The 16,103-nt window shown below is 35.6% G+C and carries 15 protein-coding genes; 11 read left to right on the forward strand and 4 right to left on the reverse strand.

What is annotated here, in order from left to right; genetic code table 11:
- Positions 1-66 precede the first annotated feature (66 nt).
- Genes AB1279_RS11620 through lsrB form a run of 4 tightly spaced genes read left to right on the forward strand, consistent with a single transcriptional unit; the run spans position 67 to position 4,557 of the window.
- Complete coding sequence (locus tag AB1279_RS11620; RefSeq protein ID WP_429758863.1) at positions 67-1,560, forward strand: sugar ABC transporter ATP-binding protein; 1,494 nt, start codon at positions 67-69, stop codon at positions 1,558-1,560.
- Positions 1,557-2,525, forward strand: coding sequence for an ABC transporter permease subunit (locus AB1279_RS11625; RefSeq protein ID WP_429758864.1), 969 nt, complete (start codon positions 1,557-1,559; stop codon positions 2,523-2,525). Before AB1279_RS11620 ends, AB1279_RS11625 begins: the two co-directional genes overlap by 4 nt.
- Positions 2,522-3,517, forward strand: coding sequence for an ABC transporter permease (locus tag AB1279_RS11630; RefSeq protein ID WP_429758866.1), 996 nt, complete (start codon positions 2,522-2,524; stop codon positions 3,515-3,517). The genes AB1279_RS11625 and AB1279_RS11630 overlap by 4 nt, the downstream gene beginning before the upstream one ends.
- Positions 3,514-4,557, forward strand: coding sequence for an autoinducer 2 ABC transporter substrate-binding protein LsrB (lsrB, locus tag AB1279_RS11635; RefSeq protein ID WP_429758868.1), 1,044 nt, complete (start codon positions 3,514-3,516; stop codon positions 4,555-4,557). Before AB1279_RS11630 ends, lsrB begins: the two co-directional genes overlap by 4 nt.
- A 128-nt stretch (positions 4,558-4,685) precedes the next feature.
- On the opposite strand, the gene AB1279_RS11640 is transcribed toward lsrB, so the two are convergent.
- Positions 4,686-4,967 (reverse strand): hypothetical protein, encoded by a 282-nt coding sequence (locus tag AB1279_RS11640; RefSeq protein ID WP_429758869.1) that lies wholly within the window; start codon positions 4,965-4,967, stop codon positions 4,686-4,688.
- A 93-nt stretch (positions 4,968-5,060) separates the two neighbouring features.
- On the reverse strand, positions 5,061-5,609 hold the full coding sequence (locus tag AB1279_RS11645) for a DUF1572 family protein (RefSeq protein ID WP_429758871.1): 549 nt from the start codon (positions 5,607-5,609) through the stop codon (positions 5,061-5,063).
- A 172-nt stretch (positions 5,610-5,781) separates the two neighbouring features.
- Between AB1279_RS11645 and AB1279_RS11650 the strand changes: the two genes are divergently transcribed.
- From AB1279_RS11650 to AB1279_RS11660, 3 genes are read left to right on the forward strand one after another with little or no spacing between them, the layout of a single operon-like run.
- Complete coding sequence (locus tag AB1279_RS11650; RefSeq protein WP_429758873.1) at positions 5,782-6,357, forward strand: GNAT family N-acetyltransferase; 576 nt, start codon at positions 5,782-5,784, stop codon at positions 6,355-6,357.
- Entirely contained in the window at positions 6,332-6,853 is a 522-nt protein-coding gene (locus tag AB1279_RS11655; RefSeq protein WP_429749391.1) for a cysteine hydrolase family protein, read from the forward strand. The genes AB1279_RS11650 and AB1279_RS11655 overlap by 26 nt, the downstream gene beginning before the upstream one ends.
- 27 nt (positions 6,854-6,880) lie before the next feature.
- Positions 6,881-7,384 (forward strand): GNAT family N-acetyltransferase, encoded by a 504-nt coding sequence (locus AB1279_RS11660; RefSeq protein WP_429758875.1) that lies wholly within the window; start codon positions 6,881-6,883, stop codon positions 7,382-7,384.
- A gap of 511 nt (positions 7,385-7,895) precedes the next feature.
- Here AB1279_RS11660 and AB1279_RS11665 read toward each other — a convergent pair.
- The gene (locus AB1279_RS11665; protein ID WP_429758877.1) at positions 7,896-8,450 is read right to left on the reverse strand and encodes a helix-turn-helix domain-containing protein; all 555 of its coding nucleotides are present in this window, start codon (positions 8,448-8,450) and stop codon (positions 7,896-7,898) included.
- Positions 8,451-8,634: 184 nt separating this feature from the next.
- Here AB1279_RS11665 and AB1279_RS11670 point away from each other — a divergent pair, with 184 nt between their 5' ends.
- The 4 genes from AB1279_RS11670 to AB1279_RS11685 all read left to right on the forward strand — a co-directional run bounded on the left by AB1279_RS11670 (position 8,635) and on the right by AB1279_RS11685 (position 14,217).
- Positions 8,635-9,966: a D-serine ammonia-lyase gene (locus AB1279_RS11670; protein ID WP_429758879.1), complete on the forward strand. Its 1,332-nt coding sequence runs from the start codon at positions 8,635-8,637 to the stop codon at positions 9,964-9,966.
- Positions 9,967-10,503: 537 nt separating this feature from the next.
- Entirely contained in the window at positions 10,504-11,484 is a 981-nt protein-coding gene (locus AB1279_RS11675; RefSeq protein ID WP_429758881.1) for an NAD(P)-dependent alcohol dehydrogenase, read from the forward strand.
- 495 nt (positions 11,485-11,979) lie between these two features.
- Entirely contained in the window at positions 11,980-13,005 is a 1,026-nt protein-coding gene (locus AB1279_RS11680) for a DUF2332 domain-containing protein (protein WP_429758883.1), read from the forward strand.
- A 507-nt stretch (positions 13,006-13,512) separates the two neighbouring features.
- Complete coding sequence (locus AB1279_RS11685; RefSeq protein WP_429758885.1) at positions 13,513-14,217, forward strand: YoaK family protein; 705 nt, start codon at positions 13,513-13,515, stop codon at positions 14,215-14,217.
- Between the two features lie 626 nt (positions 14,218-14,843).
- Here the strand turns inward: AB1279_RS11685 and AB1279_RS11690 are convergent.
- Positions 14,844-16,019: an oxalate decarboxylase family bicupin gene (locus AB1279_RS11690; RefSeq protein WP_429758887.1), complete on the reverse strand. Its 1,176-nt coding sequence runs from the start codon at positions 16,017-16,019 to the stop codon at positions 14,844-14,846.
- Positions 16,020-16,103: the final 84 nt, after the last annotated feature.

Consider the following 16,103-nt stretch of genomic DNA (forward strand, 5'->3'; position numbering starts at 1 on the left):
AAAACAAGTAGAGCAAAAAATTAACTCCTGAAAAATTGTTTCCTATTAAAGGTAGGTGAAAGAAGCTTGGAACAAGTTCCTTTATTGGAAGTTAAAAATGTAAAAAAAGCATTCTTACAGCAACCTGTGCTAAAAGGAATCGATTTAACAGTAAAGAAAGGGGATATTTTTGCATTAGTTGGTGGTAACGGGGCTGGAAAGTCAACGTTAATGAAGATATTGACAGGATTGTACACGTATGATGAAGGAGAAATCAAAATAAAAGGGAGGTCTGTTACATTTTCCAGTCCATCTGAAGCTCATCGAAACGGTATTTATTTAGTTCCGCAAGAACCGCTTATTTTTCCTAATATGACTATTGAAGAAAATATTCTATTAGGTATGAGGCAAAGCAAAAGAGAGCTTCGGACGAAACTAGATGTACTTATGAGACAACTTGGCTGGGATCTAAAGCTTGGTGAACGTGCTTCATTGTTGTCTATTGCACAGCAGCAATTAGTAGAAATAGTTAGAGGATTAATAAGAGAGGCAGAGATTCTTATTTTAGATGAACCTACATCGACGTTAACAGCAAATGAAATTAAGAGTCTATTTGTTGTGATGAAAAACTTGAAAGAACAAGGAATTGGCATGATTTATATTACGCATAGGTTTCCAGAGATTTTTGCAATTGCAGATCAAGTAGCTATTTTACGAGACGGTGTAATTTCTAACCAAGGTAATGTAAATGAATTTACTTACGATATCCTATTACAGGGACTTCTGCCAGAAGGTTACCAGCAAATTCAAAAGCGAGAGAGTTTAAATAACAGGGCAGCGTCGTTGAAGCAAGTGTTACAAGTAAATCATTTATCGAGTCATAGATTTCGAGATATTTCATTAGAAGTAAAAGCAGGAGAGATTGTTGGAATTGCTGGTGTTGTGGGAGCGGGAAGAACGGAACTAGCTGAAGTATTATATGGCATTACATCTGCAACTGAAGGAAACGTTCTATTAGATGGGAATGAAATTACAACTTGGTCAACAAAAAAGAGAATTGATGCAGGAATTATATATGTACCTGAAGACCGAGCGGGGCATGGGATTTTTCCAATTGCTTCTGTACAACAAAATATGACCTCTGTTCTCTTGTATCGTTTAAGTATATTTTTTTTAAATCAAGAAAAAGAAAGCGCTTTAACGCGTGGGTATATTAAAAATTTTCGAATTATGGTTCGCGATATAAATCAGAGCATAGAGTCTTTATCGGGAGGCAATCAACAAAAAGTAGTGTTAGGGAAATATCTTGCTTGTCAGCCTAAGCTCATTATTTTAGATGAACCAACGCGTGGCATCGATGCAAAAGCAAGGTTAGAAATATATGACACGATTAAAGAACTAAGAGAAAATGGTTTAGCGGTATTGTTGATCTCCTCAGATTTAGAAGAAATTATGAATTTAGCAAATCGTGTGTATGTAATGCGAAATGGTAATATCGTTTCACATTTAGAACAGGAAGACATTTCATTGGATCGCATTACACGTTCGGCTTATGGGGGAGAGGAGGTTTCAAATGGATGAAACATGTTACATATATATTGAAAATGCGTGAAACCTCTATTGTAGGGCTGTTATTTCTTTATATTATCTTTGTTAGTGTAATGAACAAAGATTTTCTTCAATTTGATTCTTTTTCGATTATTTTAAAATCAAGTCTTATCCTAATCATTCTCGCAATTGGTCAATCATTTGTACTATTCACAAAAAATATTGATGTTTCGGTAGGATCAATAATGGGTTTATGTGCTGCTTTATGTGGAATGTTTTTGACGGGTGGAAATAATGCTTTTAGTGCAATTATAATTACACTTTTGCTCGGTGCGTTTATTGGAATTATAAATGGCGTAGGTGTAACAAAGTTTCATGTTCCAGCAATTATTATGACGTTAGGAATGCTTGGTATTATTCGAGGTTTGATGATTATATATACAGAAGGAAAATGGATCGAAGATATTCCCAATGACTATAAAAAATTATCTTCCGTAACATGGTTAGGGATTCCGATAACAGTTTGGTTCATCGGACTATTATTAATAGCTGCTTATCTTTTCCTAACGAAGATGTCGTTCGGAAGATATTTTTATGCGGTAGGAGATAACAAAGAAGGTGCAAGACTGATTGGGATTCCGGTATCGTTTGTGCAAATTTTAGCCTTTATGATTTCAGGCATTACTGCTGCAATTGCTGGATGTCTATTTGTTATGAATATTGGGTTTGTACCGAATCAAACAGGAACAGGAATTGAACTGCAAGTAATCGCTGCTGCGGTGCTTGGTGGTATTCGTTTAAAAGGTGGTACGGGATCAGTTTTTGGTGCAGCTTTAGGCGCATTGTTTTTAGAGGTGATTAGTAGTTCATTAGTATACTTAAAAATCCTAGCCTTTTGGAACAACGCAATTTCAGGATTTTTATTATTACTTATTATTATTCTGGATAGCGTAGTACAAAAATGGAGGAAACAGAGGCAGAGGGAGGTGGAAGTATGAAGTCTATTCAATGGCTCTTTCGCTGGGAGGGAGCACTCCTTCTTTTGTTATGTATGGAGTTTACCGCTTTTAGCTTATTAAATGCAGATTTTTTTAATATAGGGAATTTATTGTTTAGTATTAATGATTTTATTTTTATTACAATCGCCGCGATACCGATGACATTTGTCATTATTACGGGAGGAATCGATGTTTCAGTTGGTGCAGTTATGGGGCTTACATCTATTCTTATCGGTGTATTGTGGATAAATGGGGTATCTATTGTTATTGCTGTAATAATTGCTCTTATCATAAGCGTATTAGCTGGTTTTTTGAACGGTGTTATTATTCAAATGACATCTGTTGAACCGTTAGTTATAACTTTAGGAACAATGTTTTTATATTCGGGTATCGCTCTTGTAATTTCGGGTGGTTCTAAAGCAACTGGATATGAAGGAATTAGCGGATTGCCAGATTCATATGTTCAGTTTGCAAATGGGATATTTTTAGGGATTCCTAATTTATTTTGGTTACTCCTTATTATGACTGTTTTATTCTCTATTCTGCTGCGCTATACAAAATATGGTCGGTATGTAATTTTAATAGGCATGAATGAAAAAGCAGCTAAATATTCTGGAATTCAAACTAAGCGAATTGTTATTTTAGCATATATGCTTTCTGGTTTAGGCGGTGGATTAGGTGGAATATTTCTAACGGCTTACTTTGGTTCAGCTCGAGCGGATTTAGGAAATGAAGCAATTTTACCAGTCATTACAGCAGTTGTATTAGGCGGTGCTCTTATTACTGGTGGAAAAGGAAGTATAGTAGGAACTGTTCTTGCCAGTATTGTTATTGGAATTATGCAATATGGGTTGCAGATGACAGGATTAACAAATGAGCAATCTAATGTTGTAATCGGTTTTATTTTAATTCTTTCTGTTATGGTACGCCATTCCAAGATAAGATATTTCTTTATCAAAAAAATTGTTTCACATAGGGAGGAAACAACATGAAAAAGAAGCTAAGTGTATTCATCGTTTTATTGGTGTTTGTTGTTTCTATGATGGCATGTACAAATACAAAATCAGATGGGAAGAAATCAAAAGATGTGAAATTTGCCTTTATTCCAAAATTAACTGGAGTCGGTTTCTTTACGTCGGGCGGAGAAGGCGCAAAAGAAATGGCGGATAAGCTTGGTGTAAATTTAAAATACGATGGACCTTCTGAGGCAAGTGTATCAGGGCAGGTAAAATATATTAATAACTTTATTAACCAAAACTATGATGCGATTATGGTTTCATCTACTTCTGTCGATGGTTTATCACAAGCTTTGCAACGCGCAAAGAAAAAGGGGATTACAGTATTAACATGGGATTCTGATGTTAATCCGAAAGATCGATCTTTCTATATTAGTCAAGGAACACCAGAACAATTGGCCAATTTGCTTATTCAAATGACTGCTTCGCAAATTGGTGATAAAGGAAAAGTAGCATTCTTCTATTCTAGTCCAACAGTAACAGATCAGAATCAATGGGTTACAAAAGCGAAAGCAATTATAAAAGAAAAATATCCGAATTGGGAAATTGTGACTACCCAGTATGGTGAAAATAATGCTCAAAAATCACTAGCAGTAGGTGAAAGTATTTTGAAAACATATCCAGATATTAATGCTGTCATTTGTCCTGATGCAACTGCATTACCAGCAATGGCACAAGCCGCAGAAAATTTAAAAGTGGATAAGAAAGTCGTTGTGACTGGCTTTTCAACACCTAATGTTATGCGTGATTACGTAAAACGCGGAACAGTTCAACAGTTTGGCTTGTGGGATGTAAAACAACAAGGTGCACTTGCAACCTATGTTGCAAATGAAATGGTTGTAAAGGGTAAAAAATTAAAAGTCGGTGACAGTTTTGAAGTTCCTGGTATTGGAAAAGTGAAGGTGGAGCCAAATTCGATTCAAGGGTACGATTATGAAGCAGAAGGAAATGGAATTATAGTATTGCCGGAACGGGTTGTGTTTACAAAGGATAACATTGAAAAATATAATTTTTAATAGAGTGTTTATAAAGAAAAATTAATTATAATGATGAATATTTTCAAATGAAGAGCAACCTAATATGGTTGCTCTTTTTTATGGAACGGCTCTATTAAATAACATTGTTAATTATTATAACCATTAAGTTAGCTTATATTTTTAAGCCAAGTTATAATACGAATAACTTGGAAAGGTTCAAACCAATTGATTAAAAACAGAACAATAAAAAAAGACATTAATGAAACAAACTTTAATCTTCCTGCTTCCTTTTTAGCAATGGCGATAAAACTTAATATAATTCCAATTAATAAACAAATACCCCCAATAAGGACAATAGGTTCAAAATATCCCTCTATAATCCAATTTAATCCGAATAAAAGTAGCCCTAAAACAATAAATCCTATTGACCATATGCTGAATGGCTTCATAATCACTCTCCTTTAAATAACTTAGACTGAAAAGGGTTTTCTAGATATAGAAACAAAAGGAGCAGATGTAGCCCCTTTTATAGTACACAATTTTTATTTCTTTTCTAGATTGTTATTATTACTCATGAGCTTTTCCGTATATTCAATCGATTTTCCCCTAGGAACAGAGAGGCATTTCCATTCCTCGTTTTTCAGTAACTTTCCTACATATACAATTTGGCCAATATGATAGGAATAATGTGATATTTGCCTTTCAATGGCTTCAATTACAGAATGAGTCTCTCCGCGTATATGGATTGTCTTTTCTAAATCGTTTTCTTTCAAACTATTCAATGCTGTAAATAAAACTTCCCATCCCTGATTCCATGCCTCATATAAGGCCGCTTTAGAGGGGAATTCCCCAGTAAATTCATCATCACGGTTTCTAGTTGATTTTTCCCCATCTGTTGTTAAAAAATCAGTCCATCTAGAAAGCATGTTTCCCCACATGTGTTTGACGATAATGCCGATACTATTCGATTCTTTATTTGGACATATATGGAGTTCTTCATAACTTAATTGATCCATAGTATCTTCGCCTAATTTTTTCATAGACTGAAATGTCTTTAATACACAGCGTAAATACTCTTTTTCAATTCCCATTATAAACACCTTCCTAAAAAAATACTTTTTATAAAGGATTCGATATGTACCTGTTTTAACCTTTTATTTGAGCGTAGTGGAAAATAAAGTTCTTAACAGCCCTTACTTTCATAAGGAAGGGTTATTTCATTAAAAGTCGAATACAGTAATGTTGCAAGAGAGGAATGATCATATGTTATTTCAACAAGGAGAGCTATCTATTCAATACGTAACAGAAAATGATGTTCAAACATTATCAAATTGGTTATCAAACCCTGAAATTTTACGTTTTTATGAAGGACGAGACAAACCACAATCACCAGAACAAGTTCGAGAGCGTTATATAAGTATTTCAGAAGATAAAGAGAAAAAGTGTATTGTAGAATACAAAGAGCGATCTATTGGTTATATACAAATGTATCCTTTAGATGCAGAGTGGAAAGCGTTATATGGATATAGTGAGAAAGAAAATGTATGGGGGATCGATCAGTTTATCGGAGAAACAGCATACTGGAATCGAGGAATTGGTACAGAGCTTGTGCAAGCTGCAATTACATATATTATGAATGAATTAGGAGCAGTAGCGATTGCGATAGATCCAAGAGTAAGTAATGAACGAGCAATTCGTTGTTATGAAAAGTGTGGTTTTCAAAAAGTAAAAGTTTTGAAAGAGCATGAATTACATGAAGGAGTATTGGAAGATTGTTGGATGATGGAGTATAAAAAGAAGGGAGAATTTGCTGATGAAACGAGCACTTGTAGTAATTGATGTGCAAGAAGGAATGTATACAGTAGGTATCCCTGTACATAATGGCTCTAGCTTATTACAAAATTTGCAGGAGGTAATTCAGAAATGTCGTTCGCATGAAATTCCTGTTATTTATGTGCAACATAATGGATCTAAGGGTCATCCATTAGAAAAAGGAACAGCAGGTTGGCACATTCATTCTAAAATTACTCCGATGTCAAATGAGGTTGTAGTGGAAAAAGAAACACCTGATTCTTTTCATGAAACGAACCTTCGGGAAGTTTTGCAAGAAAAAGGAATTGAACATCTTTATATTTGTGGATTGCAAACCGAATATTGTGTAGATACAACCGTTCGCCGTGCCTTTAGTGAAGGGTATAAAGTAACACTCATTCATGGTGCACATAGTACGTTTGATTCAGAGCAATTACGTGCAGAAGATATCATTCAGCACCATAATAAAGTGTTAGCCTGGTTTGCGAATATAGTAAATGTTCAAGATTTAAAGTTAAATTAGAAAAATAATAACTAGGAGGTTTCCACTATGACAGCTTTCTTTGAACCTATGGCGTTCCAGCTGAAAACCGAACGACTTGACCTGAGTATGTGGGAGGAATCCGATGCAGCCTGGATGAGAAAATTAATTGGCGAACGTGGTGTGGACATGCCAACCCTTGACGCCACCCGTAGCCGGATTATCGAGATGCGCAAGAGAGCAGTCGAAAATGGTATTTCCCTTCTTACTATTCGCCGACGAGACGAAGGCGATTTCATTGGATACTGTGGCTTGATTATCGGTCGTTCCACACTTGAAGAGCCGGAGATTGCATACGAGTTGTTCCGCAGTGTTCACGGTAAAGGCTATGCGACTGAGGCAGCATCCGTTGTGCTGGACGCTACGATTGCTACCGGGCGCAACAGACTTTGGTCGACTGTAGGTGCTTGGAATGTTGCGTCCCTCCGGGTGCTAGAAAAGATAGGATTTGAGCGGCATCACAGTACGTGGGACGAGCGCGGCGAGATAGTTTGGAACGTACGCGATCTTTAGAGATTTCGAACTGATCCGAAACTATGGAAAAGGAGAAAAGGTCATTGCTTTAGGGGAGAATCCAGATACAGGTAAAAGGACTGGTTTATAACCCAAATAGAGACAAACTATAACCAATACGGAGCATCTACTCCTGCTGAAGCAGTGACAAAAAAAGGTGACTGGACAAAAAATCTTATTACATTAACTGAGTACTTATCTTGAATAAGATTTAAGCGACGATCTTCCACAATCGGGTGCGATTGTAGAACAACATAGGTAGAAATGATCAAACTTTTTTATAAAAACCAAGCTTAAATCTGCTTAGAAGAATCCATTTTGATCAATCTTTTTTCAAAATGGATTCTGTTTATTTATCGTAAAATTTAGGATTGCGAGGTATTTTTGATCAAACTTTTTTTTCAAAGCTACATAAATCCCTAGAAATGATGGCTTATTTATGAGTAAATTTAGTTTTTCATTAAGTCCTTACACAGTTTTTCTCGCCGAAATTAGTCAATGTCATGCAGAGTTAAAAAGTAGGAGGAGTAATTGCAAAAATTACTACTGCTTTCTCTTTATACGGATTTTCCCATTTATGCTTCATATAAGATGGGATTTTTACACTATCACCTATGTATAAAGTTAATGTTTCTTGATTTAAATATAGAGTAACAGTTCCCTCTAAAACAAAGGCGATTTCTTCACCTTTATGCTCTAGTAGTTTTTCGGAAGAAGAGGCTTGAGGTAATAAAGTCATAAGAGCAAGTTCAAGAGCTCCAGTTAAATCGGGAGATAGTAATTCGTATGACAAATGTTCACTTTCAGGAAAACTAATCTTTTTTCGTTGATCGGCTCTTACAACTAAACTTTGAGCACTGGTATCTTCCAAAAAGAAATTAAACATAGGAATATTTAATGCGTTAGATATTAATTTAAGGGTTTGCAAGGATGGATTTGCAGATCCTTTTTCGATTTGACTTAACATAGAAGGTGTGACATTGACGAGTGTTGCTAGTTTTCGACTACTCAAGCCTTGTGCTTTTCGGTATTCTGCTATTCTTTGTCCGACATTTATATCATTCATGTTGATTCTCCTTGTATATGAATTATTAAAGATTTTGATTAAATTTAATTTAAATTTATTAATATATATTTAATTAATTTCATTTGTGTGTTAAATTTAGTTTAATTATAATAAATAAAATTAAATTTTAAAATGCTAACATCTAACATTAATTAAGTAAGGATAAAGAAGGGAGAATTCAAAAATGAAGAAGTATGATAGCACAGCTATACAAATCTTAAAAGAAAAGCACCCTTTACTAAATCAACTCGTTTTGACGGAGGAAGTATTTTGGGTTAACCCTAATAAAGAAGAGTTTGAAACAGGAATTAAAAAAGCACCTCTTACTACAGATGACGTAAAGGATGCAGAGGAAAGGTTAAAACGATTTGCGCCGTATATTGCGAAAGCTTTCCCTGAGACAAAAAATACGGGTGGAATCATTGAATCTCCTTTAGTGGCAACTCCTTCTATGAAACAACATCTAGAACAAGAGTATGAGCAACATATCGTAGGTGAATTGTTACTAAAATGTGATAGTCAGCTTCCGATATCAGGATCTATTAAAGCAAGAGGTGGCATTTACGAAGTTCTTAAACATGCGGAAGATTTAGCTCTGGAACATCATTTATTAAATAAACAAGATGATTATTCCATTTTAGATAGTGATCAATTCCGTACGTTCTTCTCACAATATTCAATCGCAGTAGGTTCAACCGGGAATTTAGGGCTTAGTATTGGCATTATGAGTGCAAAATTAGGATTTAATGTGACAGTTCATATGTCGGCTGATGCAAAACAGTGGAAAAAAGATTTACTTCGAAGTAAAAATGTTACAGTTATTGAGTATGCAGCAGATTATAGTAAAGCAGTAGAAGAAGGAAGAAGACAAGCAGAAGCGGACCCTATGTGTTATTTCGTTGATGATGAGAATTCAAAAAATCTGTTTCTTGGATATGCTGTAGCTGCTTCTCGCTTGCAAAAGCAACTGCAGGATCAAAATATTATTGTTGATGCTGACCATCCGTTATTTGTTTATTTACCATGCGGTGTCGGCGGAGGTCCTGGCGGCGTAGCATTTGGTTTAAAATTATTGTTTGGTGATCATGTACATTGCTTCTTTGCGGAACCAACTCATTCTCCATGTATGTTAATTGGTTTACTAACAGGTCTTCATGATGAAATTTCCGTCCAAGACTTTGGTATTGATAATGTTACAGAAGCTGATGGTCTTGCGGTAGGAAGAGCATCGGGATTTGTAGGAAAAGTAATTGAACCGTTGCTAAGTGGATGCTACACAGTTAGCGATCAGGAATTATATAGACTATTAAAAGCTTTTGTCGATACAGAAGGAATCAAATTAGAGCCGTCAGCATTGGCAAGTGTATACGGGCCGGTTCAATTGTTTAAACAACAGCAATATATACAAGAAAATTATCTGCAAGAAAAAATGAAGCAAGCAACGCATATCATGTGGGGAACAGGTGGAGGAATGGTTCCACCTCACATTATGGAAGAATATTATAAAAGAGGCTAAAAAAAACTGCAAAATTAAGAAAGGTTTTTAAGTGAATCTTTATTGCAGGTTAAAGTAACTTATATTTATGAGTACATCACTTATTTTAAGTGGTGTACTTTTTATTTTTGGCTGTTTTCATGGTGGATTGTTGTTTTTTACCAATGATTCAAGAATCTTACTATAATTACGGTCTAGGCGGCGGTAATTATGTGGCAAAACGTATACCAAGGTTTCTCAGAATTATCGAAATCTGAACAATTAAAGTTATTTAATGCGATTAAAATTACATTGTTTCCAGCAGTTCTCTCCCGCCTATCTTCCTCGTTTCTCTTTGAATCTTGAAGTGGGAGTCTTACTGACCACAAATAGTGAAAAAAAACGGTCTTTCCTAATAATTGTCAGAAAATTTATATTGAAATTAATAGAAAAGAATAATATCTATTAAACTGACAGGGCAGGAAAGTTTAAGAACAATTTTTAGAGAGTGAACCATTGGTCTATTTATCCGTAATATGCGTATCATATTAATGAATATAACGGATTAGAGGTGGATAAATGAAAGTAATTGTGTACACAAAGTACGGTCCCCCTGAAGTTCTTCAACTGAAAGAGGTAGAAAAACCTATTCCTAAAGAAAATGAAATTTTGGTAAAAGTAAAAGCGACAACCGTAACAGTAGCAGATATTCGGTCACGGAGTTTTACAGTTCCTCTCGCTTTTTGGCTGCCTGCCCGAATAGCACTTGGTTTTAGACAACCTAAAAAAGAGATATTAGGGATGGAGTTAGCTGGAGAAGTTGAGTCAGTTGGAAAAGGTGTCAAAACGTTTAAGGAAGGTGACCAGGTTTTTGCAGCATCTCTGGCGGGTTTTGGTGCTTATGCCGAGTATAAGTGTTTGCCGGAAGATGGTCCTGTATCTATTAAACCTTCCAACATAACTTTTGCAGAAGCGGCTGCCATTCCAATTGGAGCACGCACAGCATTGTATTTTCTTAGAAAAGCTAATATTCAAAGCTGTCAAAGGGTTCTAGTTTATGGCGCTTCAGGAAGTGTAGGAAGTTATGCAGTTCAGCTTGCCAAGCATTTCGGAGCAAACGTTACAGGGGTATGCAGTACCACGAATTTAGAATTGGTAAAATCTCTGGGAGCCGACCAGGTAATTGATTATACAACAGAAGATTTTTCAAGGACAGACGAGAAATATGATGTTATCTTTGAAGCGGTAAACAAGAGTTCCTTTTCAGCTTGTATGAAAGTGTTAAAGAAGGATGGTACATATATAAATGTCACTGAACCGCTACCAAGCCTTCAAATGCTATGGACTAAATTGACAAGCAGCAAGAAACTTTTATTGAGTCGAAATCCACCTGAAACTGCAGAAGCACTGCACTTTCTTAAAGAACTTGTTGAGATGGGGAAGTTAAAAGTAGTTATTGATAGGTACTATGAGTTTGAAGAGATAGTTGAAGCTCATAGATATGTAGAGAAAGGGCACAAGAAGGGAAATGTCATCATAAATGTGGAATATAACAATTAATCCCAATAAATGAAGAACTAAATGAATGCCCCTTAGGTGAATAAAATATTTTGAGCTTAGTAGTGTAAGTCACCATATAATTAATAATAAGTTTGTGAAGAAATCTATTTAAAGTAACGGGGCTTTAGTTTAATAAGGATCTAGAAAATAACAGAGAAAACTCGTCAATATTTCAGGTGAGTTTTCTTTTTTATACCGTATTAACGAGTAGTAAAACCCCACTGATGGAAGTTTTACTTTATAACGATAACTTCTCAAAGCGGATTGGCTTGTCAATTTGAAATTAAAGAATGTATTTTCTAAGGAGGATACTCTTTTTATTTCATTAGCAATAATTTTGACGAAAAGAGCCTTATTTTTTTTATTCTTTCTTTATGGTTTTATATATTGCCATAACAAAAATGTGGCAATAGTGATTTACCATAACCTCAGTTTCAGTTATAATGAGTATGTTTTTAAAATTTAGAAAATTCTAACTGGCAAGGAGGAATTAATTTGAATAAATCTCAACTATCTGAACGATTTAAGAACTTTGCTAAAGTTGAATGTAGGGGTTCAAGTGAACTTTATGAGTATTTATCTATTAAAATTTCAGAAGATGATGAATTGATAGAGTTAAGTGCAAATTCTCGAGAAGGACAACCAGTGCCTAATTTATTTTTAGGGGCTGTTCATTATCTTTTGTTAAAAGGAAAAGAACATATTTTAAAAGAGTATTATCCAAGCATTACTAAGCATCCAAGAGAAATAGAAGATTCTTTTATTTATTTCAAGGATTTTTGTCGAATGTATAGAGACGAAATTGTTTCACTCCTAAAAAGTAAATTAGTACAGACTAATGAAGTGAGACGCTCGGCTTATCTATATCCTATTTTTTGCTATATTTACAATGTTGTAAAGAAACCTTTATCACTAATAGAAATTGGAACAAGTGCTGGTCTGCAATTGTTATGGGACAAGTATAGTTATTCATATGGAACAAACGAGCTTTATGGAGATAAAGACTCAAATGTCCATATAACATCTAAAATAAAAGGAAATCATACACCGCCATTTCTTTTAACTAGTCCTCCAGTAGCTTCAAAGGTAGGATTAGACTTACATATTAGTAACTTAAACGATTCAGAAGATTATTTATGGTTAAAAGCGCTTATTTGGCCTGAACATGAAGAAAGGTTAGCACTTTTTGAAAGTGCAGCAAAATGTTTGATCGAGAATCCAGTAAAACTTATAGAAGGAGATGGAGTGGCATTACTCACAAATATTGTAGAAAAACTTCCAAATGATACTGCTATTTGTATTTTCCATACTCACGTTGCAAATCAAATACCAGAGGATTCTAAGTATGAATTAATAGAAAAAATAAAAACGATTGGAAGTAAAAGAGATGTTTTTCATCTTTACAACAACATGTGGGATAGAAAACTTCATCTTGATTATTTCTTAAATGGTATAGAATATAATCAAACGATTGGAGAAACAGATGGACATGGTAGATGGTTTGAGTGGAACATGAAGTAGATATATTAAGGGAAAAATTTTTATGGCTAAAATCGCCATGAAGAAAAGATATTAGTAACTATTCGAGCAGAACATTGTTATTACATTCAGGAGGAATTAACTAAAATAGGCATAGATGTAATTTTCCCGATTGAAATTAAACCTACCGATGACTATAACTTACGGTAACCCCAAAAGTGATTCTGTGTAAGAACACTTTTGGGGTTATTTTTGATAAAGGGCTATCGCCGGTCTGTACGTGCTCTGGGATTGTCATGTTGGTAATACCTTTGAATATGAAAGAAATGAAACGAGTAAAATATGTTAAATAATTGTGTTGATTATAGTAAAAAAACTTGGTATGGTTATACATTGTTATAGCTAATATGGGAAAAAGAAAAGGGAAGCGAAATCAAGATAAGGATTGCTATTCTACTGTGAAGGATTTTAAAGGAACGCTGCTTTTGTATAAATAGAATATTAACTATAAATGAATATTTTCAATATAAGGTACAAGGAGATAATAATATGAAAGACAAACTAAGTACGATCCCCTCATTATCTTCAAACTCTGTTTATTTGGGTGTTTTGCTAGCTGTAGTTGGAGGTTTTTTAGATGCTTACACTTTCATTAGCAGGGACGGAGTGTTCGCCAATGCACAGACAGGAAATGTAGTACTACTCGCTATAAGAGCAGCTAATGGAGAGTGGAAACATGCTTTACTTTATATCCCTCCTATCTTAGCTTTTATATTAGGTGTTTTGATATCCGAAGTAGTAAAGATTCCTCACATAAGGCATTTATTACATAGTTATAGACGCTCTATTCTTATACTAGAATGTATTGTTTTAATCATTGTAGGTATCTTGCCAAAGAGTATACCTAACATAGTAGTAACAGTATGTATTTCGTTTGTATCATCTTTACAGATCTCTACTTTTAATAAACTAGACAAGTGGGCCTACAGTTCAACGATGACAACAGGTAATCTTCGAATTGCAACGCAGGCAGCATATTTAGCATTCAAAGAACATGATCAGGAAGAGAAAAAACGATTTACAGAATTTCTTGTTATCATTTTTTCTTTTATATTTGGTGTGCTGTTAGGGACTTTTTCCACCACTCATATAGGGATTAAATCTATTTGGATTGCATCCGGAATTTTAGTGATTGCTCTTATTTTGTATCATAAAGATAAAGGTTATTGGAGAAAATCCGTAACGTTGAAATGAAAAGTTTGAAAAATGCTGCTTTGATAATCCCTCATGTGGAGTGCAACGCGTTGGTAACATTTAAATCGTAGATCGGTAAAGAATTCCCTCAAATTGATAAAAAATCCTGAGAATAATATGTAATACTAAATCTGTAATTATTAAGAACTAGACAATATGATTACACGACGCCACATGTTGTTTAACAATGTAGTTTTAAGGTGTATCAACAATTTGGTTGGTACACCTATTTTTTATGGGTTTTCCGTCCTTTCATTACTACATCCATTTAAGTTGTTGGATTGAAATAAAGTTTAACTGTGTATAAAAAAGTTGTACCGTTTTGAAAAATGTTTAACTGTTTATAAAAAAGATGAATCGGAATAATCTAAATTTCGGTTTTTTTTTGAACCAGGGGTCAGGTGTTTCATTAAAAAATGTTTTAGACTATAGAAAAGAGTATTAGACGATTAAAAATAGTTGTAGACTGAAAAGGTAGTTTCTGTACATGAAAGCACCTTTTGTGAACATAAAACCAAATTATCACAAAGTCTTTAAAAGTCCCTTCAGATCGCTTCTTGAAGAGGGGATGTTTACATATTAGTGTTATCCGAAGTTGAATGAATCGTTAACAAAAGAAAGCACAATCATCTATTTGACTTGACGACAGGCCATTTTTCCTTGCGTAGCGCGTTCATCAATTCTGGACCTACATGTAAGTGTTCCTCTACTAGCTCTTTTGGAGTCAGCGCCATCCATTGGTTCAATGACACGTCAGCGAAGCGACTACTCTTGAATATCTCCAGAAACCATAGACTTTGATGACCTGTGTTTTGGATGTAATGTCCCATGGCGAACGGTACATACCCAACATCGCCGGCCCGGTAATTAAAAGTTCGGGCTGTGCCATTCGCTGCAAATACCGTCATGCGTCCAGTTCCGGTGAGGTAATATTGCCACTCATCGTTATTCGGATGCCAATGCATTTCTCTCATTCCGCCTGGCTTGATTTCCACCAACGCCGCTGCAATTGTAGCTGAAATGGGGAAGTTGGTGGAATCAACTATACGTACTGTTCCGCCCGGAGTTACAATCGGATCTTGTGCAAGTAGCCGATGTGTGAAGCTTTTAGGCACAGTACCGTAAGGATCTGAAACTTTCTGACTTTCTAGTGAGCCAGGCACCCTTGATTGAAAAATGTATCGCTGTTTTGTAGGGATATGAGCAAAGGCGCTTTCCGGTACACCGAAATTCGCAGCCAGCACGTCCTTTGGTGTGTGGGCGAACCAATCAGTAATAGAGAAGGTATCGAAGTCGGAGAAGCTGCCATCGTCGAACACGAGCAGAAATTCGCAACCTTCTTCCAGTCCTTGAATCGAGTGTGGAATTCCGGATGGAAAGTACCACAAATCCCCCGCGCCAACATCGGCTATAAAATTCCTTCCGTCTTGGTCGACCGAGGTAATTCGTGCCCGCCCTAAAATCATGTAGGCCCATTCAGCTTGCTTATGCCAATGTAACTCACGCACACCGCCGGGTGTCAGCCGCATGTTCACTCCCGCAAGCGTGGTCGCAATCGGTAGTTCTCTAACTGTTATTTGCCGTGACCAACCGCCATGATTTAACTGCATATTGGTGTCGGAAAAAGAGAACTTTAAATTAGGAATCGTTCCGGCGTCGGTGACTGGTGGAATTAACATGTCAGGGTTTTCAATATCTCGCATGATGTCCCGGGGACCAAAATCGGTCGCGCCAGCGCCATCATCTCTTATAGGGTGTGGTATATTTCCATACTCAGTTCTCTTCGAAGATCGTGATTCCACAAAACATGCTCCTTTCTCATTACAATGTACTGCAATGCCTGTATTATTGCTTGTACCAATATATGATATAAACGTGTTTGGTAT

This window comes from Bacillus sp. S14(2024), from assembly GCF_050473785.1.
GTDB classification, from domain to species: Bacteria; Bacillota; Bacilli; order Bacillales; family Bacillaceae_G; genus Bacillus_A; species Bacillus_A yunxiaonensis.